Raw genomic sequence first — 23,480 nt, 5'->3', positions numbered from 1 at the left:
TTTAATTATTATCTTACTATATTATATTCTAAGCTAAATTAGACTTAAAAAAAAGACTTTTCTCTAAATTAGAAAAGTCTTTTATCTTTATTTGATATTATTTTTCTGCAAAGTCAGCTATAAATATATTAAGTTATAACAAATTATTTAATTTATTGAAGATTCATCACTGTCTTCTTCCCTTGTTTCATTCTTATCTTCTTCAGGAAGTTTTTCCTCTTCTTCATATCTTTTTAGAATATCCATAAACTCTTCGCCAGTTATAGTTTCTTGACGAAGTAGATATTCTGAAATAGCATGAAGGGCTCTTATATTTTCTCTTAAGATTTTTCTTGCTTCATCGTGGGCGTTATCAATAATTTTTTGAACAGCTGCATCTATTTCATATTGAGTTTGTGGAGAACATTGAAGAGATGTATCTCCCCCAAGATAAGCATTAGTCATGGACTCAAGTGCTACGAAACCAAATTCGTCTGTCATACCAAATCTTGTCACCATGGCCTTGGCAATTTTTGTTGCCTTTTCAATATCATTGGAAGCTCCACTTGTTCTTATATTAAAGATTAACTCTTCTGCTGATCTTCCCCCAGTTAGGGTTACAATGTTATTAATGGCATCTTCCTTAGTCATAAGGAATTTTTCCTCTTCATCGACTTGCATTGTGTAACCGAGAGCTCCTGAAGTCCTAGGAATAATTGTTATCTTGTGAACTGGCGCTGAATTCTTTTGCTTTGCAGCTACAAGAGCATGACCAACTTCGTGGTAGGCTATAATCCTCTTTTCACGAGGAGATATAACTGCATTTTTCTTTTCATAACCAGCTAGGACAACTTCAACAGATTCCTCAAGGTCTCTTTCACTCATCTTGTCTCTGCCTTGTCGAACTGCACGAAGAGCTGCTTCATTTACCATGTTGGCAAGGTCTGCCCCACTGGCACCAGCAGTTGCTCTTCCAATTTTTTCATAATCAATGTTTTCTTCTTTCTTAATGTCTTTGACATGAACCTTTAAAATTTCAACCCTACCCTTTAAATCAGGTAATTCAACAGGAATTCTCCTGTCAAATCTTCCTGGTCTTAAAAGGGCTGGGTCTAAGGAATCTGGCCTATTAGTTGCAGCTAAAATTACAACTCCAGCCTTTGCATCAAAGCCATCCATTTCTGAAAGAAGTTGATTTAGAGTTTGTTCTCTCTCATCGTTTCCAGAAAAACCTGAACCATCCCTCTTCTTTCCAATAGTATCAATTTCATCAATAAATATAATACAAGGAGCTTTCTCCACTGCTTGCTTAAATAAATCTCTTACCTTAGCAGCACCAAGCCCAACAAACATTTCTACAAAGGCAGAACCTGATATAGAAAAGAAAGGTACTTCTGCTTCACTGGCAACAGCCTTAGCTAGAAGTGTTTTACCAGTCCCTGGAGGTCCAACAAGTAGGGCTCCCTTTGGAAGTTTTGCACCAATTTCTGTGTACTTCTTTGGATTGTGCAAGAAGTCTACAAGTTCTGATAAAGCTTCTTTTGCTTCATCTTGTCCTGCAACATTATCAAACTTTATGCCATCAGTTGATTCAACATAAATTTTTGCACCACTCTTACCAAAATTCATTGGGCCTACATCACCCATTTTTTTGAAAATAAATTTGGAAAGGATGAGCCAAAAAGCAATAATTATTGCAAAAGTTGCAACAGTTGAGATGATGAAGGATAAAACTGGATTCATCTCTGGCTTATAAACTTGGGCTGACTTTACATTTTTATTAACTAGTCTATCAACTAAATTAGGATCATACATCCTATTTGTTTCATATTTAATTTTCTTTCCATCTTTTTCAACTTCAAAGGCAATTGTTCTGTCTCTTACCTCTGCCTTTTTCACTTGATTCCCATTAACCATATTTACAAAGGACACATAATCAATTTCTTTTATTTCTGAGTCCTTATTTAATCTTGGCAATAGTACTATGGCAACTGTGTAAAAAATTACAATTGCCAAGATTACGTAAATTATTGTAGGAATATATTTTTTAAAATCATTATTTTTATTTGACAAATTTTTCCCCCTCTTAAAGGTGAATAAAGAAAAAATTTGGGACCAAGTCCCAAAATTAATCTAGTCTTCTTCTATTTTCCATTGCCGTTTGAATTGTTATCTCATCATAATACTCAAGGTCGCCACCTACTGGAAGGCCATAGCCTATTCTTGAGACAATAATATCGTAATCTTCTAAGATATTTTTAATATACCTAGCTGTTGCATCTCCATCTACAGTTGGATTAGTTGCAACTATTACTTCCTTTATGTCTCCTTCTTCAATCCTCTTGATTAATTCCTTTATAGTAACGTCTTCTGGTGTCTTGCCCTTTAAGGGTGAAATAACTCCGTGAAGCACATGATACTTGCCACGAAAACTTAGAGATCTTTCCATTGCATCAACATCTTTTGGACTCTCCACAACACAAATTACTGAGTCGTCTCTATTTTTGTTGGAGCAAATTTCGCAAGGATCGCTGTCGGCATAGTTCATACAAATTGAACATTCAACAGTATTATTTTTTGCAGAAATTAAGGCTTCTGCTAAGTCCCTAACTTCAGTTTCATCAAGTCCAATTATATAGTAGGCTAACCTTTGAGCAGTTTTAGAACCAATTCCCGGTAGACGATTTAATCTTTTGATTAGGTCTTCAATAGGTCCTATTTCTTTAGTCATATTATAGCCCCGGTATGTTTAATCCGCCTGTGAATTTACCCATTTGAGAGCTCATTTTGCTATCAGCATTTCTCAATGCTTCGTTAACTGCAGCAACAATTAGGTCTTCAAGCATTTCAACATCGTCAGGATCTACTGCATCCTTATCTAGCTTAATAGAAATAAGTTCCTTATTACCATTTACAGTAGCAGAAACTGCTCCGCCACCTGCACTAGCAGTAATTTCTTCATTTGCTAAGTTTTCTTGCATTTCTTCCATTTGTTTTTGAAGCTTTTCAATTTGCTTCATCATATTATTTCTTCCGCCTCCACCAGGGAAGCCGTTAAATCCACCTCTAGCCATGTTTCCTCCTAAATATCTTCTATATTATTTTTACCAAAAATTTCTTCTAGCCTATCTATGCCAGGCTTTTGTAATTTCATCCTGATATCAATATTTGTGCCATAAATATTGTTTAATAGTTCAGGCAAAATATTTTTATTATCAGGCATGATGCAGTAATCATAAAATAAGCTATCTTTTTCTTCAAATACTAATTCTAAAATATTATCATGAAGACTTTCTGGTTTAGCATGACCAACAAAGCCAGCAAAACCCTTAAAACCCCTTGAAACAAGTTCATTTATGATCTTGTCCCAATCAGCTTTTATTCTATCAAGGCTTATCTCATTAATAGCTTTATCTTCCTTACTAATATTTTTAGCCTCATCAATTTCAATTATAGCAGATTGCCTTGAATTTTCAATTGTAGGCCTACTAGCTTCTTTTGTATTTTCACTTAGATTACCTTCATTAGTCTTGCCTATATTTTTTGTGTTTTGGCTTACTTCTGCCTTATAAAAATCTTCTGGATTGTAGTAATTATCATCAAAATTATCGTAGCTATCTTCTACCTTATTTGCTGAATTATTTAATAGATTATTCGCAGGCTGATTAAGACCAACACTACCCAAATTATTTATTTTTTCTTCTATTAATTTAATTCTTCCCTCTAGATCATTCTTACTAGACCTATTGCAAATTTTAATTGCGTTCATTTCAAATACAACTCTCTTGTTATCTGCATATTTAATCTCAAGAGCCAATTCTTTTAAAATTTCTATAATATCTAAGAGGTCTTCCAGCTCTATGCTTCCAGCAAGATTTTGAAATTCCTTTAAATAAGTTGTGTAAACTATTTTTTTAGGGTCCCTCAAAGTTTTTACTAGCAAAATATCTCTAAAGTGACTTAATATTTGCGAGGAAAGGGTGTTAAAGTCCACACCCTCCCTATAAATTTCATCAATAATATTAAGAGACTCACTCATATTTCTTCCAATCATTGCCTTTGAAAGGGAAAATAATAAGTCAGAAGATGATATTCCTAAGACTTCCATTGCATCTTCTAGCCTTATGTGGTCCTTATTCTTAGTAAGAAGTTGGTCCAAAACTGATAGGGCATCTCTCATGGCACCATCAGCAGTCTTTGCTATCAAGGTAAAGACTGCTTCATCGCAAGACTTTCCCTCAAGCTCAGTTATTCTCTTTAAATTACTTTCAATGTCTTCTACAGAAATCCTTTTGAAATTAAATTTTTGAGATCTTGATAAGATTGTGGCAGGAATTTTTTCAATCTCTGTTGTTGCCAAAATAAATATTAAGTGTCTTGGTGGTTCTTCTAGTATCTTAAGGAGGGCATTAAAAGCCCCTTTTGATAACATGTGAACTTCGTCAATAATGTAGACCTTGTACTTTAGAGCTTGGGGAGGATATATTACCTTGTCCTTTAAGTCTCTAATATCATCTACACCATTATTGCTGGCTGCATCCATCTCAACAACATCTAAGACAGATTCATTTAGTATCCTCTTGCAGTTTTCACATTCATTACAAGGGTTACCATCTACTGGATGAAGGCAATTTACTGCACGGGATAAAATTTTTGCAGCAGATGTCTTCCCTGTTCCCCTTGTCCCTTGAAAAATATATGCGTGACTTATTTCATTGTTTTTAACTTGATTTTTTAGTGAAGCTACTACAGCTTCTTGGCCGTAGAGTTCATCAAAGGTCTTTGACCTATACTTTCTATATAAAGCTTTATACATTCTCTCACCTTGTAATAATTATACATGAAAAACTTTTATATTGAATTATTTTCTAACAATTAAAATGATTTCTTATATGTTTATGATTAAGAACTTCAAAATCTCTTCCAAAAGATTTAACATCATCTTCACATAATTTTCACATGGCAAGTATAAGATATAGACAAATCAAAGAAACAATATGTTTCAATTTAGGAGGATTTATTAAAATGAAAAATTTAAAGAAATTAGCAAGCGTTGGAATGATCTCAGTATTAATGCTAGGTATGGTAGCATGCCAAGGCGCTGACAAAAAAGCTAACGAAGCTGCAAACGCTAAAAATGCTGCAGTAGAAGAACAAGCTGAAGCTAACAAAGCTAAAGTTGAAGCTAACGCTAAAGAAGCAGAAGCTAACGTAAAAGCTGAAGAAGAACAAGCTAAAGAAGAAATCAACGCTAAAGCAAACAATGCTAAAGCTGACAACGCTAAAGAAGATAACGCTAAAGAAGAACAAGCAAAATAATTTAGCTTAACTTACAAAGAGGCCTTTCGAGGCTTCTTTTTTTTACATAAAATTTTCTTAAAATCTTTTAGTATTCTTCTAATTTAGCATATAAAAGATTAATCTAAGTAAAAAAATATGTTATAATTACTTCAATAGAATTTATGAAAGAAGGTGTTACATTGTTTTGTCCAAAATGCGGAAACCAAGTTTCTAAAGATGACAACTTTTGTGCTTCATGTGGCCACAACTTAAAAGACGTAAAAATAAATATTACATCAAATAAAAATCAAAGCTTTGGAGACACCAACAAGGTGGAAAAAGTTAGTCAAAATACGAGAGTCTTTAATCCGAGATCTCTAGATGCAATTGACACTACTGATGAACTTAAAAATATTATTGCTGAAGTCGATAGAAAGATTTCTAAAAATATAAAAGATTATGAAAAAAATAATATTCAGGCAAAAGCTGCTGAAAAAGAAAAGAAATCAAAATCAAAACATGAAGAAACTTCAGAAAAAAATATAAATAAAAAAGAAAAAAAGAATACAGATAAGTCAAAAAATATTGATTCAAAAGACTTTGATGAAAATATTTTAGATGATTTTAAAGATTCTGATTCTTCAAATAAAATGAGCCAAAAAGAATTAATTCGTAGGGTTCAAGAAGAGTTAAAAAAATCAAACTTTGATGAAAAGAATATAAAGAATACCTCATCTGAAATCCCTAAGTCTACTCAAGAAGATATTAAGCAATCTTTAGAAAATTTTGAAGAAGAAAAATCTAAAGATGCTCCTAAAAAATTCTCTTTAAAGGAAAAATGGAATAATTTTATACAAGAGGATGACGATGAATATTCAATTTTTGTAGACCTAAGAGATGATACTAAGAAAAAAGAGGACACTAGGAACTTAGAAATAAGTAAATCTATTGAAGATTCTGACATGTCCTTTGAAAATACACTTAGCACACCTAAGATTGATATTGAAAATGCCATAAAAGAAGCTGAAGAAGAAAAGTCTAAGGCTCATAAAGAAAAAATAAACAAAACTTCAAAGATTAATTCAAAGAAAGAAAGTAAAGAAGCCAAAGATACCTCTAAAAATTCTGTACTTAAAGAAGAATCTAAAACTAAGAAAAATCTCAAAGACTTATTCAGCTTTGGTGACAAGGGAGAAAAACCTGTTAAAGATATAGAAAAAGTTTCTTCAAATCTTGAAAAATCATTAGAACATAATATTTCAGAAAAGGTAACTAAAGTCTCTCATAAGTCTGAAAAAGAAATAGATGATTTTTTATCTTCTTTAGATAAGCTAACAGGAAGACTATCCAAATATATTGGTTCCCTTGGTTCAAAGGAAAGTAAAATTATTATTGGGCTTGGTATTTTATTAAATCTCATCATGCTCCTTATTGGAAGCGGATCATTTAAATTGATCTTAATCCCATTTTTACTTTTAAAAATTGTCTTTGATTATTTTGAATTTTATATTCCATTAAATATTGCAACTGACAGAGATTCTATTGATACATCTTATTCTGAGGTCAAGAAGTTTGCCTTAATTAACTGGATAATTTGTAAGGGTGTATTATTTGTTGGATTTTTAATTTCACCTTTTGGCGGATTTTTCAAATACAATATGCTTCAAGCCTTAACTCCTATGCCACTTGCAACCTTAATTTTAATTGGACTTTCACTTTTAATAGGACTAAACCTTTATAAGGAAAATTTTGTGGCCAGATCCAAGATAAACTTTGTAGGCTGGTACGCAATATCCTTTACACTTTTTGAACTCCTATTTAAGATGATATGGTTCATTATTAACTTTATATTTGTAACACTTTTTTAAGAAAACCGAGTTTATCTCGGTTTTTTGTTTTTGCAAAAATTTCCAATAAAAAAGGTCAGATAATTTCTGACCAATATTTTAATTATGAAATTTCTACTTCTTTAAAAAGAATATATCCATTCTCATCCACTGCAAGACCAAAGAAATTGTCTTCGAAAGCTTTTTTAAGTTCATCTGTCTCACTTGAGTGAATTATCCTCTCCTTACCTGTCATCTTTATGTCTAAGTCATCAGATTTTAAGAGAATAAATCTGTCATAACCATCTTCTGAAAATTCATCTGGATATTTCTTCTTTAATGAAACAAGCATATATCCAGAATCTAAGGTATTCTTATAGGACCTGTAGTTCTTAGGAGAAATAGTAGACATCTTATTAGTAAATTTTGAATTCTTATATCTTTCTTCAAGCTTCTCCCTAGTTATGTTTTGTAGGTTTCTTCCCCTATACTCTTTTAATACTACAACTGTATCATTGACAATTACAGATTCTGGTTCAATAAAGAAATCAACATCATGAGCTAGATTGTCTTCATGGCTTGGAACCTTTATGCTCCTATAGGCTACAAGCTTTCCTCCATCAAAAACACCAACAAAGGATCCACCACCATCTATTAGGGCTTCTAATTCTTCTTTAGAGTCTTGAGAAAAAATTTCTTTATTCTCTATTCCTTCATAGACTTCACTAGTCAAATCATATATATCATCTATATCTTTTTTTTCTAAAAATTTAAAAACTAATTCTTCCATACCCACCTCTTTTATTTAAATATTGAAATAAAAATTTGTTATTAATCCTATTAAAATTTTATAATATATCTAAAGAATATTCTAGATAAATAATTAATAAGTAGTTCTAACTTATAAGTTTCTAAATTTTAAAAGGACCAAGCTAATAAGCTCAGTCCTCTTGGATTGAAATATGGTATAGAGTTTTATTATTAATATTAATTAGGTAATTTTCATATTATCAAAGGCTTTGTAAAATATTTTTCATTTCAATAACCTTTACTTCATCAAACCTCTTAAAGGCTTCTAGAGAAGATTTTTCATTGTTAAAGCACTTCCAGTAGCCAGTGCACTTACATGCTTTTTTGTCCCTATGTTTGAAATCTATTACATCTTTTAGGGGGTAACCTAAAAATATTCCTATTTCATCAGGACATGTTTTAGTAAATCTTTCCCTCAATAAATTTAAATAATCATCTGTAGTAAGACAAGATTCATAACCATGAGAATTTAAGAAGTCTTTAATCTTAACTTGAGATAGTTTCCTTTCAAGTCTCTCATTTTTAAAGAAATATACTAAGACAGAGTCTTCCCCTTCTTTTAACTCAAAAAAATCAAGTCCCAAGGCATCCTTTAATATAAATTTGTTCTTCATCCAATAATCTTTTAAGGGCCTTTTGGCATTTCTCAGATTCATCATAGTCCCAAGCTTTAAATTATTATTAGTTGGTGCAACTGTTGACTTAATAAGAGCCAAAATATAATCAAAGTCCTTAAAATTATTGATGTAAGATAAAAATTCAATTAGAACCCTGTCATACATTATGACCTCGCAAGATCCTTTCCTAAAGCTTCACATTCTTCTAAAGCATCTTGATCTGGGTTGTCATATGCTGCATAACCATCTGCAAGAAGTTTTGCACCAGTTCCTTCAACTTCTTCTTGCCATAGTCTCATCCATTCTCCATCTGCCCATTCATATGAACCGAATAAAACTACGTTTTTGCCAGAAAGAAGAGGATTTACCTTATCCATAAAAGGTCTCATTTCAGTTTCTTCTAATTCTTCAGCTCCCATTGCTGGACAACCAAATGCTAGCCTATCAACATCTTTTACATCATCTTCAGTAGCAGATCCAACTTGAATTAATTTAACTTCAGCGCCTTCGCCTTCAGCTCCCCTAACTAGGGCTTCTGCCATTCTTTCTGTGTTACCTGTTCCTGACCAGTATATTACATTTACTTTTTTCATTTTTACTTCCTCCTAAAATATATTTGATATCTCTTATCAATTAAATATATTTTAATATATTTTTAGAAGTTATAATTATATAAATTATTATAATTTTTTAAATATTTTAAATTTTTCAATTCTTTATATATCTATATTTTATACTGATAATAATTTATTGTAATGAAATTTTAAAAATGATAAAATTTTATTAGGATAAAATGATAATAAGGAGGAAAAATGGAATTTATTAGAGACAATGGAGTCTTAACTATAAATTTAGACTCAATATTAACACTTGCCCTTGCTGTTATTGTATTGTTAGTAGGATACGGTCTTAAAAATAGATCATCATTTTTAAGAAAATATTGTATTCCTGCTCCTGTAGTAGGTGGATTTTTGTTTATGTTTATAACTTTTTTAGGTTATAAAACAAATAGTTTTAATTTTACTTATGAAAATGTTTTTCAGTCCACTTTTATGCTAGCATTCTTTACCACTGTTGGTCTTGGAGCAAACCTTAAGATTTTAAAATCTGGAGGAATTTTACTTATAGTTTATTGGTTAGTATGTGGAGTGTGTTCACTTATTCAAAACTCAATTGGTATTGGAGTCGCAAAAGTTGTTGGACTTGAGCCTGCATACGCTATGCTTGCATCATCTATCTCAATGATTGGTGGACATGGAGCTGCTATGAGCTATGGATCAACTTTTGCTAAGATGGGCTACGAACAAGCACCTGTTGTTGGAGCCGCTGCAGCTACATTTGGTCTTATTTTTGGAGTTGTTATTGGTGGTCCTCTAGGGAGAAGATTAATTGTTAAAAATGGACTTAAACCAAATAACGATGACTTTGATTCAACAAAATTAGATGCTTTATTTACTGAAGAAAAGACAGAATTAACAAACTTAGACATTATAAAGAATGTCTCTGCAATTATTATTTCAATGGCTCTTGGTACTTTAGTGTCGAAATTTATCGGATCATTAATAAATATGGATTTCCCAGATTATGTAGGCGCCATGTTTGTAGCAGTTATATTAAGAAATTTAAATGAAAAAATCAATATCTACAAGTTTAATGGAAACTTAGTTGATGGTATTGGTGATGTAATGCTTAACTTATACCTTGCTCTTGCACTTATGACCTTAAAACTTTGGGAACTACAAGACTTAATGGGTGGAGTTCTCATTGTTCTAATCTGCCAAGTTATTTTTATGTTAATTTATGCATATTTTGTAGTATTTAGAGTTCTTGGTAAAAGTTATGATGCGGCTGTAATGTGTGCTGGACTTTGTGGTCACGGACTAGGTGCAACTCCATCAGCTATTGTAAATATGACAGCAATAAATGACGAGTACGGCTTAAGTAGAAGGGCCATGATGATTGTCCCAATTGTTGGTGCTTTTTTAGTAGATATAATCTATCAACCAATTGTACTTACATTTATAAAAACTTTCGTAAAATAAGAATCAATAATTAATCATTTTATCCGCGTAAAAATCGAGGCTTAATTAAGCCTCGATTTTTTAATCTTATAAAATTTATTTATTTGCAATACTTTCTTTATTTCTTCCAGGCACCTTATCAAAAATACCTGTTACCATTAATACAACTGCCCCATCTGTTGTTACGTTGCAAGCAGTACCAAAACTGTCTTGCAATGCAAAAATTGAAAGCATAAGAGCTGTTCCTGTGTCGTTAAATCCTAAGACTGATGTAATTAGCCCTAGAGATGCTACAACTGTTCCTCCAGGCACTCCTGGAGCTGCTATGGCAAAGATTCCTAACAAAAGTATAAAAACAATCATGTTGGCAGTCTCTGGAAGCTGACCAGTTAAAATTTGTGAAACTGTCATTACGAAGAATACTTCTGTCAGCACAGAACCACAAAGATGAGTATTGGAACATAGTGGAATCCCAAAGTCCCTTATCTTTGGATCAAGTGTAGAAGACTTTCTTGCACATTCAATTGCAACTGGAAGTGTTGCGGCAGAAGACATAGTTCCTACAGCTGTCAAGTAGGCTGGTAGATAGTGTTTGAATACTTCTTTAGGATTAGTTTTAGAAATTAAACCTGCAAGAGAATACATTACAGTCATCCAAATAAAGTGTCCCACAATTACAATTAATATAATCTTTAGGAAGACTGGTAATTCAGAAATAATTACACCTTCATAAGATAAAACTGCAAAAGTAGTAGCAATATAAACTGGAAGAATTTTTATAACAACATTGTTTACTATTGATAAGACAATCTTATTTAATTCAATAAGCATCTTTTCCCATGTTTCAGAGTTTGTAACAATTACCGCTATACCAAATAAAATTGATGTAACAAGAGCTGTCATTACTGGCATAATAGGGTCAATAGATAGTTTAAATATGGATTCTGGTATTGCGTTACCTCCACCCACATTTGAAGCTATATTAAGCTTTGGTATAATTGCTTTTCCTGCCAAAAAGGACATTGTAGCTGCTCCAACTGTAGACAAGTAACAAATTACAAGCGTAACGCTTAAGATCTTACCAGCACTTTCTTTTAGGGATACTATGGCCGGAGTAATAAATCCCAAAATTATTAGGGGTACTATGTAACCTATTAAATCACCTATAATTCTTTTAACTGAATCAATTGCAACAATCGCGCCTTCGTTGGAAATTCTACCAACAAAAATTCCTATAATAATTCCTAATATTAGTTTAAAAACTAAAGAATTAAAAAAATTATTTTTTTTCATTTCTCCTCCTTATAAAATTTATTTTTAAAATTATTACTCTTATAATTTTACCACTGAATTCCAATAAAAGTAGTAAAATTTTACTTTTTTAATTCATGGAAAAATAAATATTTTTAAGCTTGAATAATAATTTTTAAAATTAACTAATTAAAAGTTTTTAGATAATTCAAATCATTAAAATATATTCTATAAAAATTTATAAAAAAAAGAGCCCTTAGGCTCTTAATTTAAAATTTAATTATAATACACGTGTTGCGTTTACATATCTGTCTTGGTAGTATCCTTCAGATAAAGAAGAAGTCATAACCTTTCCTTGTCCTGATGAAGCGTGGATGAATTTTCCATCTCCAACATAAATACCAACATGACTAACGCCACTACCTGTTGTATTAAAGAATACTAAATCTCCTTCTTGTAAGTCAGACTTAGCTACTTGTTTTCCAAAAGTTGATTGTGTTCTAGAAGATCTTGGAATTGAAATGCCAAGTTCGTCATTATAGATTGAATAAACAAGACCTGAACAGTCAAATCCAGCTTTACCAGTATCTCCATATACATATGTAGATCCAAGTTTATTCTCTGCAGAAGAAATTACCTTTGCAGCTATTGAGGCATTTGGTCCTGCAACTTTCTTTGTTTCAAAGTTAACTTTTATAGCGTCTTTATTCTTTATAGCTTCTTGAATTTCTTTTTCGTCATTAGATACAATTGCTGCGTCTTTGTTATCTTCAACTTTTTCTACCTTAATGCCAGAAGCGATGTTAAGATCCTTAGCTGGTACATTGTAGTTAGATCCATTGTCTTCAATAACGAAGAAGCCTTCTACAAAGTCAACAACATTTACAACTTGTCTCTTATTTAAGTTTAATTTTTTTCCATTTTCATTAGTAGCTACTGTTTTGTTTTTAACTTCAACATTAGTTACATTATTTCTTTTATCAGCAATCTTTTTAAGTGCTTTTACATCAACATTACCAACAGTTCCGTCGTTACATTTAATCTTAACTTTGTCGTTATCAGCTGAAACTCCAATTGCATATTCATCTATGAATAAGCTTCTGATGATTTTACCATTATCATCTAAAATTGGGCTAGCCTTTACAACCTTGTATGTTGGAACATTAACTTCTGTAAGTAATAATTTATCTTGTGGAATAGTAACCTTAGCCTTGCCCTTTTGAACAAAGTAGTCATTACCCTTTCTTTCAAGAACTTCGACCTTTTCTCCAATAGAAAAGTCTATTTCATTGCCACTGTATGTCTTTTGTACATGTTCGTTAATAAATACTCCTGTATCTTTCATGCCCACTATTGAAACTGCACAAAGTGCAAATAGACCTAGTGGCAATTTATTTTTAAAGGAAACCAATACTAACAACTCCTATACTCTGTATTTTAATAATAATTATATTCGTACTATCTTGGTTACTTTTTAAGTATAGCAAAGTAATTACAAAAAAACAACAAAAAGTTACAAAATTGTTAAAATAATTTTAACTTTTTTGTAACTTTTGTTTGAATTAATATTTATTTGTATGTAGTAAGCAAATCTATAAGCCGCGTTCTGTTTTGTCAACTATCAATCTTGAATTATAGTTACCTATAATTTCTAGCAACCTACCTACCGGCAGATGCGAGCAACATCTGTTATTCCTATTTGGTTTTGCTCCGAATGGGGTTTACATAGCATCATTATCACTAATGACCTGGTGAGCTCTTACCTCGCCTTTCCAACCTTACCCTAGGGCGGTATATTTCTGTTGCACTAGCCTTGGGGTCACCCCCACTGGCCGTTAGCCAGCATCCCTGCTCTGTGGAGCGCGGACTTTCCTCACATATGTGCAGTTGACCAATTTACTTACTAGATAATCTTACCACTTAGAAGCTTAAATATCAAGCTCAAAGCTTGATGACTCTTGAATATAAAAATCTAAGTCCTTAAAATTTTCTTGAAGCTTCTTCTTAATCTTTGGAAGAATTATTCTCTCTGAATAAAAATGTCCCACATCAACTAAGATTAAATCATCTTCATAGGCTCTTTGTCCGTCATGATACTTTATATCAGAAGTTATATAAGCATCTACTCCTGCCTCTTTAGCTTGGCTAATAAAGTCTGATCCACTTCCTCCAAGTATCGCAACTTTTTTAATATTTCTATCTTCTCTTCCATAATATTTAATTTTAGCAACTTGAAGTTTCTCTCTTAAGAACTTGTCTAAATCTGTAAGAGTCAATTCTCTCTCAAATTCTCCAATAAGTCCCATGGGCTTTTCTTCTTCATAGGTTAATATAGACTTATTCTTTAAATCTAATTTTTCGAATAGGGTGTCATTGACTCCATCCTCTGCTACGTCCATTGACGTATGATAAGAAAAAACGGAAATATTATTCTTTATAAGTTTTATTATGTTGTCGCCAAGATAGGTTCCTTCAATTATATTTTTTGAGCCAGAAAAAAACATTGGGTGGTGGCTTATAATTAGTTTTGCATCCATCTCTAAAGCCTTATATATAACTTTATCAGTTACATCCATGGCAAGGACTACAGAGTCAGTGTTTTCTTTAAATTCTACTTGACTACCGGAGTTATCCCAAGAAAGTTGGTATTCGTTTTTTGCCCAAGCTTCCATAAAACTTTTAATTTCTTCAATTGGATATTTCATTTATTGCCTCCTCCACTTTATCTAGTAAACTATTCAATTCTTGACTTCTCTTTTTTGACCTTGGACTATCTGTATCAAAGCTTCTTATGATAGTAGTTAAATATTCTTTTTTCTCTTTTAGATATTCAAGATAAGTCTCATCTTTTTTCTCAATTAATTTTTTTGAAAAATAAAAGTCCTCTTCTTCTAAGCTCTTATTTTTGTAATTTGAAAATTTAGCAAGAATTATTTCAAAGTATCGATCATCTTCATAGATAATTTCCTCATCAAAAATTTCAAAACCCATATTATTTAATTCACGACGCAAGATATTAGTCTTTTGCATGGGTTGCAAAATTAGTTTTCTTGAAGACTTTGCAATGTTAATTGAATTAGCAATTATTTCTGCAATTTGAATTCCTCCAAGACCTGCAATAATTATATTATCCCTATCTTCATTTACAATTCCATTTGCTAAAATATTTCTAATTTCATTCTCGTTCCCTAATTCTCTTGTGAGCTCTATAGATTTTTCTAGAGAATTTTTTGAGATATCTGTTGCAATAATGTCACTTGAGATTTTATTTTCGCATAAAAAATTGGGCACATATCCATGGTCTGTGCCCACATCAATTACCGAAGCTCCAAAATCAACAAGTTCTGCAATTTTATTAAGCCTCTTTGATAATTTTATCATTCTAAATAATCCTTTAATTTCTTTGACCTAGATGGATGACGAAGCTTTCTAAGAGCCTTGGCCTCAATCTGTCTAATTCTTTCACGAGTAACGTCGAATTCCTTACCAACTTCTTCAAGTGTTCTTGCCCTACCATCATCAAGTCCAAATCTAAGTGTTAGAACCTTCTTTTCTCTCTCAGTTAAAGTTTCAAGAACTGTGTTAAGTTGTTCCTTTAAAAGTGTAAAGGTAGCAGCATCTTGTGGTGAAAGAATTTCATCATCTGGTATAAAGTCTCCCAAATGAGAATCTTCTTCTTCACCGATTGGAGTTTCAAGTGAAACTGGTTCTTGAGCAATCTTTTGAATTTCACGAACTCTTTCAACATCTAAATTCATTTCTGCTGCAATTTCTTCAGGAAGAGGATCACGTCCAAGGTCTTGTACTAATTGTCTTTGAACTCGCACAAGTTTATTTATAGTTTCTACCATGTGAACTGGAATCCTAATAGTCCTTGCTTGGTCAGCTATAGCTCTTGTAATAGCTTGTCTTATCCACCAAGTAGCGTAAGTTGAAAACTTAAAACCCTTTGTGTAATCAAATTTATCTACTGCCTTCATAAGTCCTAGGTTTCCTTCTTGAATTAGGTCCAAGAAGCTCATGCCTCTACCCACATATCTCTTAGCAATAGATACTACAAGTCTTAAATTGGCTTCAGCAAGCTCTTTCTTAGCCAGTTCGTCGCCTTCTTCCATTCTTTTTGCTATTTCAACTTCTTCTTCAGCAGTTAAAAGAGAAATTTTCCCAATCTCTTTAAGATACATCCTTACAGGGTCGTCTACTGTAACACCCTTAGGGACTGACAAATCCTCTTTAGTAACATCTACTTCATCGTCATCATCTTTTGAGTCTTTTTTATCGACTAAGTTTATTCCTTCTTTTTCAAAGACCTTGTATAATTCATCTATATCATCAGAATCAATTTCATATTTTTCGAAGGCATCACCTATTTCTTCATATGTGAGTTTACCATCTTTTTTTCCATCCTTTAAAAGCTGGTCCTTTATTTCCTCAATTGATTCCTTATTCTTTAAATTTTCACTCATAATTGCCCTCCTCTTTCAACTCGTTTAGCTTTAAATTAATTTCTTGTAATTCTTTTAAAGCCTCGAGAAGAAGATTTTTATTCTCTTCACCTTGAAGTTTTTCGATATTTTCGAGGATTTTGTTTTTTCGATCTCGGAGATAATTTCCCTCTATAGTGTTTATTAATTCATCAACTATCTTATCGTTAACATGAATGTCATTAATAATACTAAGTATGTTTCCCACGAATTCTTTATCTATTAGTCTGTTGGACTCTAGAAGTGATAGAAAGTCCCTTACTTCCATCTCCTCTTCATAAAGCCTAGGTATCTCTTCAAATACTGCCCTTGTCATTGCATTAGTAAAATAAAAAACCTCAATTTTATTTTTTATATACTTGTAAATATCATTGTCCAGTAAAGAATAAGATAATAATTCCTCTTGTGCTCTAGCCTTGTTAGATTTCACAACATTTGTATTTTTCTTTACCTTAAATTTTTCTCTTTTCGTTTCCTTTAGTTTATTTCTATTTAAATAATTAATATAATTTTCAATTGCTGTATAGGAAATATTGTATTTTCTCGAAAAGTCTTTTACAAAAATATCTCTTTCAATAGGATTCTTAATACTTGAAAGAATTTTAGCCGATTCAATGGTAAAATTGCTAAGACCTTCACTATCTTCTAAATTAAAATTCTCTTTAAGCTTTTTTATTTTAAATTCAATATAAGATATGGCAGATTTGATTTTATTCTCAAAGCCTTCTACTCCATACTTTTTAATAAAATCATCAGGGTCAAGACCTCCCTCGAGTTCTATTATTTTTGGTTTTACAGAAGCTTGTAAAAATATATCTATGGCTCTTGAAGTCGCATTGATACCTGCACTATCGCTATCATAGCAAATGTAAATATCCCTTGCCATTTTCTTTATAATATTAGCCTGGTCTATAGTAAGTGACGTACCAAGGCTTGCTACACTATAATTTATACCACTATTGTAGAGAGAAATAACATCCATATATCCTTCTACCAAGATTATTCTTTCTCGAGTGGATTCTCTTGAGATGATATTTATATTAAAAACATTACTTCCCTTATGAAATATTGGAGTTTCTCTTGAGTTTAAGTACTTTGGTTTCGCATCTCCAAAAGCTCTTGCTCCAAAGCCTATTATTCTATTATTCCTATTTATAATTGGAAACATAACCCTGTCGCGAAATCTATCTATATAATTACCATTTTTACTCTTTGAAATTAGATTGAGTTCTAGAAGCTCATCTTCCCTGTAACCCATTTTTGTCAAGTGATCGTAGAGATCTGTCCATGAATCCTTTGAGTAACCAATTCCATATGACCTTATAGTCTTATCACTTAGCATCCTATTTTTTAAATATAATTGCGTTTTTTGTGATGCTTCATAATTTTTTAAAAAATGAAGACCGGCTTCCCTATTAATTTCATACAATCTATTTCTTTTTTCGCGAGCTTCTTTATTTTCATCCTTATAAACTTCTAGCCTAACATTGTACTTATCTGCTAGAAATTCTACAGCCTCTGGAAAGCTAAGATTTTCTCTTTTCATTACAAAGGTAATTACATCTCCACCTACTCCACATCCAAAACATTTAAAAATTGATTTGGATGGTGAAACAGAAAAAGAAGGAGTTTTCTCAGAATGAAAAGGGCAGAGTCCCATATAATTGGATCCAGACCTTTTGAGGTCCACATATTCTCCAATTAAATCAACAATATCTGCCCTATCTCTAATCTCATCAAGAACATTGTCATTTATTACATACAATTAAATGCTCCATCCCTTCGGTATAAAAATATTTTTTAGCTGTTTTTTAGCATAAGTATCAGTCATACCTGCAATATAATCTGACACAATATCTTCGTCACTGTGATTTCTATCATCATAAAGACTTAGGTGATTTTCTGGAATTCTACTTAAGTCCTCCATATAAAAATTATAAAGCTCTGTTAGTAGCCTCTTAATTTTTATCTCTTCACTTTTAACCACAGGGTCCATATAAACGTTCTTAAACATATATTGTCTAAGCTCCATTGTGGCTTGATAAACTTCCTCTTCCATTTCAACAATTGGTTTTCCATAAGAGTTTTCCACTAGGGCATTAATCATTTTATTTATTCTTTGTGAAGAGGTATTGCCAAGAACATTTGTCAATTCCTTAGGTAATGAAGCTTCAGAAATAATACCTGCCCTTATAGCATCGTCAATATCATGATTTATATAGGCAATCCTATCAGCAAATTTTATAATTTTACCCTCAAGAGTTTTTGCCTTCCCACTACCTGAGTGATTTAGAATTCCATCACGAACTTCCTCTGTTAAATTCAATCCAATTCTTTTATCAGATCTTTCCAAAAAATCTACAACTTTTAAGGACTGTTCTCCATGAATAAAACCAGTAGATTTTAATTCATTTAAAACTGCCTCACCAGAGTGACCAAAGGGAGTATGCCCTAGATCATGGCCAAGCGCAATGGCTTCTACTAGGTCTTCATTTAGCCTTAGAGCTCTTGCTATCGTCCTGCCTATTTGACTAACTTCTAGAGTGTGAGTGAGTCTCGTCCTAAAATGATCTCCTTCAGGAGAAATAAAGACCTGAGTCTTATGTTTTAGTCTTCTAAAACTCTTTGAGTGGATTATCCTATCCCTGTCTCTTTGAAAATCAGTCCTAAGATTACATTTTTCTTCTTCTTTTTTTCTCCCCAAGCTTGAATCTGCAAAAGTGGCATATTCAAAAAACATTTTATGTTCAAGTTTTTCTCTCTCAACTCGAAGCTTCATCTAATCACTTCCTGGATTCCATGTGGTTAATAATAATTTCTGCCGTTTCTTCTATTGCTTTATCAGATACGTCAATAACAAAACAGCCAAGTTCTTCCATAACTTGTTTTGAATAATTTAACTCTTCTCTTATCCTATCGTAATTTGCATACTTTGCTCCAGAAGTAAGTCCAAGAGATTTCAATCTTTGTTCTCTTACAGAAATAATCTTTTCTGGATTTGCTGTAAGCCCTATAATCTTGTCTACATCTTTTTCATATACTTCCCTAGGAACAGGAACTTCTGGTACTAGAGGAATATTGGCAACTTTGTATAATTTATTTGCAAGATACATTGATAAAGGTGTCTTCGATGTTCTAGAAATTCCAACTAAACATATGTCTGCTTTTTTTGCACCACGAGGATCCTTGCCATCGTCGTACTTAACTGCAAACTCAACACATTCAACTTTCTTGAAATAATTTTCATCAAGTCTTCTTATGAGACCAGGTTCTCTAAGTGGTTCATAACCAAGGATATCTTGTATTTGAAGAAGTGGTTCACCCATAACATCAACTGTATGAAGCTTTAACTCGTGAGTTTTTTCTTCAATAAAATCTCTAGTTTCTTTAACAACATTCGTATAGACTATAAGACTATTTTTTATTTCAGATGCCTTTTCAAGAACTGGCTTTATTTGCTCAATACTATTGTGATAAGGATATCTAATAATTTCATAATTTTCTTTTTCAAATTGTCTTGCAGATGATTTTGCAATTAATTCTCCAGTTTCTCCAATAGAATCAGAAATTACAAAAATAGTGAGTTGATTATCGTCTTTATTCATTTCTCCTCCTATACAATCTCTTGGTCACATACATCTACAAAAAGCCTTGTAACATTGGTTTTTGTAAATCTGCCTACAACTTCTAGATCCTTTTCATTTTTTACTTTAACAACAGGAAGGGAGTCAATACCCTTTGTCACAATTAAATTGGCAGCCTTATAGATACTATCTTCAATGTTTACATAAAAAACATTGGGCATTCTTGTCATAATTACACTGACAGGAGTCTTTTTTATATCCGCATCCCCTATCATAAATCTAATTAAATCTTTTCTAGATACAATTCCTGCAAGATAACCATCTTCTGTTATAAACATAGATGATAAATCTTCCATAAAAAGATCCACGACTACATCATATACAGAAGTCTTTTGGTCACAAGAAAAAGGAAGGGACATATAGTCTTTTAACCTTAAACTTTTAAGATCTTGGGATAATTGAGAAAAAATGGATTTACCTGTGTAGAAATATCCAAATTTTGGTCTTGCTCCCAAAATATTAATCATAGTGAGAACTGAAAGGTCTGACCTTATTGTAGCCCTTGATAGCCCAAGAATTTCTGCAATGTCATCGCCAGTAATAGGTCCCTTTTCTTTTACAATTTCAATTATTTCAGTCTGCCTATCGCTGAATTTCATCTACTCACCGACCTATTCTACAATATTTTCGATTTTTAATATTTTTTGAATATTTTCCTCTATCCTATTGATTAGTCCAAGTCTATTTTCTCTTATCTTATCGTCTTCAGCCATTACCATAACATTGTCAAAGAATTTATCAATTGATGGTACAAGGTCATTTAACAAGTCCATAGCTTCCATATATTTTTCTTCTGCTAGGGCTTCCTTAAAGCTTCCATCAATTTCTAAATATTTCATATATAAATCTTTTTCTGCTTCTTCAACTAGTAAGTCTTCCTTTACTTCAAGTAAATCAACATTCTTAGTCAAGTTATTAATTCTATTATAGGCATCAACAAATTTGCTTCTATCTTCCTTAAACCATTCATTTAATTCTTTAGCTTTATCAAAGATATTGTGAATTTCACTTTCAGGAATTAAAACAGAATCAATAATATCATATCTTATTCCTTCATCTTGAAGCATTGTCTTAATTCTTCCTAAGAAGAAATCTCTTACATTGGCAATAACTTCCTCGTGGTTAAATGTTAGACCAAGATCATTAATATATTCGTATAAACTTGCTTCTACCGCTTCGTCTAAATTAAATTTCCAAGAATTATTTCTAATAATGTTGATTACACCAATTGCAGATCTTCTAAGTGCAAAGGGATCTGTTGATCCAGTAGGAATTTCTCCAATTGCAAAAAGCCCAGCTATAGTGTCAATTTTATCAGCAAGAGAGAATATTGAACCTACACTTGATTCTGGAAGTTTATCTCCTGCAAACTTTGGAAGATATTGTTCTCTAATTGCAGTTGCAACAATTTCCTTTTCTCCAGATTTTAGAGCGTAAATTTCACCAATTACACCTTGAAGTTCTGTAAATTCAATTACCATTTTTGTAGTTAAGTCTGCTTTTGAAAGATGGGCTACTCTTTTTATTGCATCAATAGCTTCATCTGCAAAGGAAAGAGACTCTGCAATTTTATTTGCAACTACACCATCTCTCTTTTCTTTATCAAGCATTGTTCCAAGCTTATCATGGAAAAGAACTCCATTTAAGTTTTCAACATAGTCTTCAAGTGGTTTTGAAATATCATCATCGTAGAAAAATTTAGCATCTTCTAGTCTTGCACCAAGAACTTTTTCATTTCCTGCAATAACTATATCTTCGTAATCTCTTGTACCATTTCTTACAGTAATAAAGTATGGTAAAAGTCCCCCATCTTGAGAGTAGATTGGAGTAAATCTCAAGTGGTCAATCATAGTTGTTGTTACAACTTCCTTTGGAAGACTTAGGTATTTTTCTTTAATTGAGCCCTTTATTGGAGTAGGATACTCAACGATGTAAGTAAGTTCTTCTAAAAGATCTTCATTTTCGTGAATTTCGCCACCTAATGATTTAGCAATCTTTGTGGATTCGTATTTAATAATTTCACGTCTCTTATTTTGGTCTAAAATTACATAGTTATCTTCTAGTAATTTTTCATAATTTTCTACCTTATCAATTTTTATTTCAGATGAACCTAAAAATCTGTGGCCCTTTGTTATGTTACTAACTTGAATTCCTTCAAAATCAAATTCAACAACTTTGTCATTTAAAAGTGAAACAACCCATCTAATTGGTCTGGCAAATCTGATGTTTTTTCCACCCCAACGCATGTTTTTTGGGAAATTAATGTCTTTAATAAGACCAGGGATTATTTCCTTTATAATTTCTGCAGAGTCTCTTCCTATTGAAGAAATGTGAGCAAACACATAGTCAGTACCCTTTACTTCTTTAATGACAATATCTTCTTCTGTGATTTTTTGAGAATTCATAAAGCCTAATAGAGGTTTTGTAGGATTTTTTTCATCATCATAGGCAATCTTAAGGGCAGGACCTTTTACTTCCTTAGTTATATCTTTTTGTTTTTCATCTAGTCCTTCGATAATAAGACTAAGTCTTCTTGGAGTTGCATAAACTTTAACATCTTTAAATCCAAGTTCATTTTCTACTAATAATTTTTGTGATTTTTCTCTGAGTTGTTCTATTGCCATGTTGACAAATCTTGATGGTAACTCTTCAACTCCAATTTCAAGTAAATAATTATTCATCTATTTCACCTCTATTTATAAGGGGATAATTCATTTCTTCTCTGTGTTTTAAATGAGTTTTTGCTACAATTCTGGCAAGATTCCTTACTCTTTGAATGTAACTTGTTCTTTCAGAAACAGAAAGAGCTCCTCTAGCATCTAGTAAGTTAAAGGCATGAGAACACTTAAGAGTGTAGTCATAGGCATCTATAACAATATCTTCTTCAATAGTTCTTTGAGCTTCAGCTTCATACATATCAAAAAGTTTTCTTAGCATATCAATATCAGCTGTTTCAAAGGCATACTTTGAGTGCTCATATTCATTTTTCTTAAATACTTCTCCGTATGTTATGTTTTCATTGTACTTAATATCATAAACTGACTCAACATTTTGAAGATACATAGCAATTCTTTCAAGTCCATAAGTAAGCTCTGCACTTTCAAGGTCAAGGTTTACTCCACCTACTTGTTGGAAATAAGTAAATTGTGTTACTTCCATTCCATCAAGCCAAACTTCCCAACCAAGACCCCATGCACCAAGTGTAGGAGACTCCCAGTTGTCTTCAACAAATCTAATATCGTGTTTTTTTGGGTCGATTCCAATTGCAAAAAGAGAATCAAGATAAAGTTGTTGGACATCTTCTGGAGATGGTTTTAAAATAACTTGCAATTGGTGATGTTGATAAAGTCTATTTGGATTTTCACCATATCTACCATCTGCAGGTCTCCTTGAAGGTTCAACGTAAACTACCTTCCATTCTTCTGGTCCAAGAGACCTTAAGAATGTATTAGGATTCATAGTTCCCGCACCTTTTTCAATGTCGTAAGGTTGCATAATTATTGCTCCCTTTTCCTTCCAATAATTTTCCAATGTCATTATTAAATCTTGGAAATACATTTTTTCCTCC

Annotated in this window: 21 protein-coding genes and 1 other RNA gene; 3 read left to right on the top strand and 19 right to left on the bottom strand. The window is 32.1% G+C overall.

Annotation, left to right across the window (positions count from 1 at the left end; genetic code table 11):
• Positions 1–147 precede the first annotated feature (147 nt).
• From ftsH to dnaX, 4 genes are read right to left on the bottom strand one after another with little or no spacing between them, the layout of a single operon-like run.
• On the bottom strand, positions 148–2,052 hold the full coding sequence (gene ftsH, locus ACWPVO_RS04000; RefSeq protein ID WP_454206685.1) for an ATP-dependent zinc metalloprotease FtsH: 1,905 nt from the start codon (positions 2,050–2,052) through the stop codon (positions 148–150).
• 55 nt (positions 2,053–2,107) lie between these two features.
• Positions 2,108–2,710 carry a recombination mediator RecR gene (gene recR, locus ACWPVO_RS03995; RefSeq protein ID WP_005957697.1) on the bottom strand — a complete coding sequence of 201 codons (603 nt, stop codon included), beginning with the start codon at positions 2,708–2,710 and terminating at the stop codon, positions 2,108–2,110.
• 1 nt (position 2,711) lies between these two features.
• Positions 2,712–3,053, bottom strand: a complete 342-nt coding sequence (locus tag ACWPVO_RS03990) for a YbaB/EbfC family nucleoid-associated protein (protein WP_005957673.1) — start codon at positions 3,051–3,053, stop codon at positions 2,712–2,714.
• An 8-nt stretch (positions 3,054–3,061) separates the two neighbouring features.
• Positions 3,062–4,795 (bottom strand): DNA polymerase III subunit gamma/tau, encoded by a 1,734-nt coding sequence (gene dnaX, locus ACWPVO_RS03985; RefSeq protein ID WP_454206682.1) that lies wholly within the window; start codon positions 4,793–4,795, stop codon positions 3,062–3,064.
• A gap of 242 nt (positions 4,796–5,037) precedes the next feature.
• Between dnaX and ACWPVO_RS03980 the strand changes: the two genes are divergently transcribed.
• The gene (locus ACWPVO_RS03980) at positions 5,038–5,298 is read left to right on the top strand and encodes a hypothetical protein (protein ID WP_231723734.1); all 261 of its coding nucleotides are present in this window, start codon (positions 5,038–5,040) and stop codon (positions 5,296–5,298) included.
• 161 nt (positions 5,299–5,459) lie between these two features.
• Entirely contained in the window at positions 5,460–7,127 is a 1,668-nt protein-coding gene (locus ACWPVO_RS03975; protein WP_454206680.1) for a zinc-ribbon domain-containing protein, read from the top strand.
• Between the two features lie 82 nt (positions 7,128–7,209).
• Here ACWPVO_RS03975 and ACWPVO_RS03970 read toward each other — a convergent pair whose 3' ends face one another.
• From ACWPVO_RS03970 to ACWPVO_RS03960, 3 genes are all read right to left on the bottom strand, one after another.
• Positions 7,210–7,875: a GNAT family protein gene (locus ACWPVO_RS03970; RefSeq protein WP_005957612.1), complete on the bottom strand. Its 666-nt coding sequence runs from the start codon at positions 7,873–7,875 to the stop codon at positions 7,210–7,212.
• Positions 7,876–8,095: 220 nt separating this feature from the next.
• The gene (locus tag ACWPVO_RS03965) at positions 8,096–8,677 is read right to left on the bottom strand and encodes a DUF3793 family protein (protein ID WP_454206678.1); all 582 of its coding nucleotides are present in this window, start codon (positions 8,675–8,677) and stop codon (positions 8,096–8,098) included.
• Entirely contained in the window at positions 8,677–9,105 is a 429-nt protein-coding gene (locus ACWPVO_RS03960) for a flavodoxin (protein ID WP_454206676.1), read from the bottom strand. Before ACWPVO_RS03960 ends, ACWPVO_RS03965 begins: the two co-directional genes overlap by 1 nt.
• Positions 9,106–9,324: 219 nt before the next feature.
• On the opposite strand from ACWPVO_RS03960, the gene gltS reads away from it, so the two are divergent.
• On the top strand, positions 9,325–10,554 hold the full coding sequence (gene gltS, locus ACWPVO_RS03955) for a sodium/glutamate symporter (RefSeq protein ID WP_454206674.1): 1,230 nt from the start codon (positions 9,325–9,327) through the stop codon (positions 10,552–10,554).
• 75 nt (positions 10,555–10,629) lie between these two features.
• Here the strand turns inward: gltS and ACWPVO_RS03950 are convergent, their stop codons facing one another.
• The 12 genes from ACWPVO_RS03950 to ACWPVO_RS03895 all read right to left on the bottom strand — a co-directional run bounded on the left by ACWPVO_RS03950 (position 10,630) and on the right by ACWPVO_RS03895 (position 23,470).
• The gene (locus ACWPVO_RS03950; RefSeq protein WP_060800308.1) at positions 10,630–11,826 is read right to left on the bottom strand and encodes a dicarboxylate/amino acid:cation symporter; all 1,197 of its coding nucleotides are present in this window, start codon (positions 11,824–11,826) and stop codon (positions 10,630–10,632) included.
• A 238-nt stretch (positions 11,827–12,064) separates the two neighbouring features.
• Positions 12,065–13,195, bottom strand: a complete 1,131-nt coding sequence (locus tag ACWPVO_RS03945) for a C40 family peptidase (protein ID WP_148465944.1) — start codon at positions 13,193–13,195, stop codon at positions 12,065–12,067.
• Positions 13,196–13,363: 168 nt separating this feature from the next.
• Positions 13,364–13,687: RNase P RNA component class A (gene rnpB / locus ACWPVO_RS03940), an RNA gene on the bottom strand.
• A 25-nt stretch (positions 13,688–13,712) separates the two neighbouring features.
• A complete protein-coding gene (locus ACWPVO_RS03935; protein ID WP_454206671.1) occupies positions 13,713–14,489 on the bottom strand; it encodes a Nif3-like dinuclear metal center hexameric protein in 777 nt (258 codons plus the stop codon).
• On the bottom strand, positions 14,473–15,165 hold the full coding sequence (locus ACWPVO_RS03930; protein ID WP_412594241.1) for a tRNA (adenine(22)-N(1))-methyltransferase: 693 nt from the start codon (positions 15,163–15,165) through the stop codon (positions 14,473–14,475). Before ACWPVO_RS03930 ends, ACWPVO_RS03935 begins: the two co-directional genes overlap by 17 nt.
• The gene (rpoD, locus tag ACWPVO_RS03925) at positions 15,162–16,250 is read right to left on the bottom strand and encodes an RNA polymerase sigma factor RpoD (protein WP_060800312.1); all 1,089 of its coding nucleotides are present in this window, start codon (positions 16,248–16,250) and stop codon (positions 15,162–15,164) included. The genes ACWPVO_RS03930 and rpoD overlap by 4 nt, the downstream gene beginning before the upstream one ends.
• A complete protein-coding gene (dnaG, locus tag ACWPVO_RS03920) occupies positions 16,243–18,033 on the bottom strand; it encodes a DNA primase (RefSeq protein WP_454206669.1) in 1,791 nt (596 codons plus the stop codon). Before dnaG ends, rpoD begins: the two co-directional genes overlap by 8 nt.
• Complete coding sequence (locus ACWPVO_RS03915) at positions 18,034–19,047, bottom strand: deoxyguanosinetriphosphate triphosphohydrolase (RefSeq protein WP_454206667.1); 1,014 nt, start codon at positions 19,045–19,047, stop codon at positions 18,034–18,036.
• A 4-nt stretch (positions 19,048–19,051) separates the two neighbouring features.
• Positions 19,052–19,873: a pyruvate, water dikinase regulatory protein gene (locus ACWPVO_RS03910; RefSeq protein WP_005957583.1), complete on the bottom strand. Its 822-nt coding sequence runs from the start codon at positions 19,871–19,873 to the stop codon at positions 19,052–19,054.
• A gap of 8 nt (positions 19,874–19,881) precedes the next feature.
• Positions 19,882–20,511: a CBS domain-containing protein gene (locus ACWPVO_RS03905; protein WP_454206665.1), complete on the bottom strand. Its 630-nt coding sequence runs from the start codon at positions 20,509–20,511 to the stop codon at positions 19,882–19,884.
• A 12-nt stretch (positions 20,512–20,523) separates the two neighbouring features.
• Positions 20,524–22,593, bottom strand: coding sequence for a glycine--tRNA ligase subunit beta (gene glyS / locus ACWPVO_RS03900; protein WP_454206663.1), 2,070 nt, complete (start codon positions 22,591–22,593; stop codon positions 20,524–20,526).
• Positions 22,586–23,470, bottom strand: coding sequence for a glycine--tRNA ligase subunit alpha (locus tag ACWPVO_RS03895; RefSeq protein WP_060800317.1), 885 nt, complete (start codon positions 23,468–23,470; stop codon positions 22,586–22,588). Before ACWPVO_RS03895 ends, glyS begins: the two co-directional genes overlap by 8 nt.
• Between the last annotated feature and the right edge of the window lie 10 nt (positions 23,471–23,480).

This window comes from Peptoniphilus sp. Marseille-Q6390, assembly GCF_965119475.1.
This window is presented reverse-complemented; position numbering and strand designations above follow the sequence as displayed.

What these genes read in the sequence shown, in the direction of transcription:
- recR (WP_005957697.1), bottom strand. Translation starts at nt 2,710, where the DNA reads ATGACTAAAGAAATAGGACCTATTGAAGACCTAATCAAAAGATTAAAT.
- ACWPVO_RS03990 (WP_005957673.1), bottom strand. Translation starts at nt 3,053, where the DNA reads ATGGCTAGAGGTGGATTTAACGGCTTCCCTGGTGGAGGCGGAAGAAAT.
- dnaX (WP_454206682.1), bottom strand. Translation starts at nt 4,795, where the DNA reads ATGTATAAAGCTTTATATAGAAAGTATAGGTCAAAGACCTTTGATGAA.
- ACWPVO_RS03980 (WP_231723734.1), top strand. Translation starts at nt 5,038, where the DNA reads ATGATCTCAGTATTAATGCTAGGTATGGTAGCATGCCAAGGCGCTGAC.
- ACWPVO_RS03970 (WP_005957612.1), bottom strand. Translation starts at nt 7,875, where the DNA reads ATGGAAGAATTAGTTTTTAAATTTTTAGAAAAAAAAGATATAGATGAT.
- ACWPVO_RS03965 (WP_454206678.1), bottom strand. Translation starts at nt 8,677, where the DNA reads ATGTATGACAGGGTTCTAATTGAATTTTTATCTTACATCAATAATTTT.
- ACWPVO_RS03960 (WP_454206676.1), bottom strand. Translation starts at nt 9,105, where the DNA reads ATGAAAAAAGTAAATGTAATATACTGGTCAGGAACAGGTAACACAGAA.
- gltS (WP_454206674.1), top strand. Translation starts at nt 9,325, where the DNA reads ATGGAATTTATTAGAGACAATGGAGTCTTAACTATAAATTTAGACTCA.
- ACWPVO_RS03950 (WP_060800308.1), bottom strand. Translation starts at nt 11,826, where the DNA reads ATGAAAAAAAATAATTTTTTTAATTCTTTAGTTTTTAAACTAATATTA.
- ACWPVO_RS03935 (WP_454206671.1), bottom strand. Translation starts at nt 14,489, where the DNA reads ATGAAATATCCAATTGAAGAAATTAAAAGTTTTATGGAAGCTTGGGCA.
- ACWPVO_RS03930 (WP_412594241.1), bottom strand. Translation starts at nt 15,165, where the DNA reads ATGATAAAATTATCAAAGAGGCTTAATAAAATTGCAGAACTTGTTGAT.
- rpoD (WP_060800312.1), bottom strand. Translation starts at nt 16,250, where the DNA reads ATGAGTGAAAATTTAAAGAATAAGGAATCAATTGAGGAAATAAAGGAC.
- ACWPVO_RS03915 (WP_454206667.1), bottom strand. Translation starts at nt 19,047, where the DNA reads ATGAAGCTTCGAGTTGAGAGAGAAAAACTTGAACATAAAATGTTTTTT.
- ACWPVO_RS03910 (WP_005957583.1), bottom strand. Translation starts at nt 19,873, where the DNA reads ATGAATAAAGACGATAATCAACTCACTATTTTTGTAATTTCTGATTCT.
- ACWPVO_RS03905 (WP_454206665.1), bottom strand. Translation starts at nt 20,511, where the DNA reads ATGAAATTCAGCGATAGGCAGACTGAAATAATTGAAATTGTAAAAGAA.
- glyS (WP_454206663.1), bottom strand. Translation starts at nt 22,593, where the DNA reads ATGAATAATTATTTACTTGAAATTGGAGTTGAAGAGTTACCATCAAGA.
- ACWPVO_RS03895 (WP_060800317.1), bottom strand. Translation starts at nt 23,470, where the DNA reads ATGTATTTCCAAGATTTAATAATGACATTGGAAAATTATTGGAAGGAA.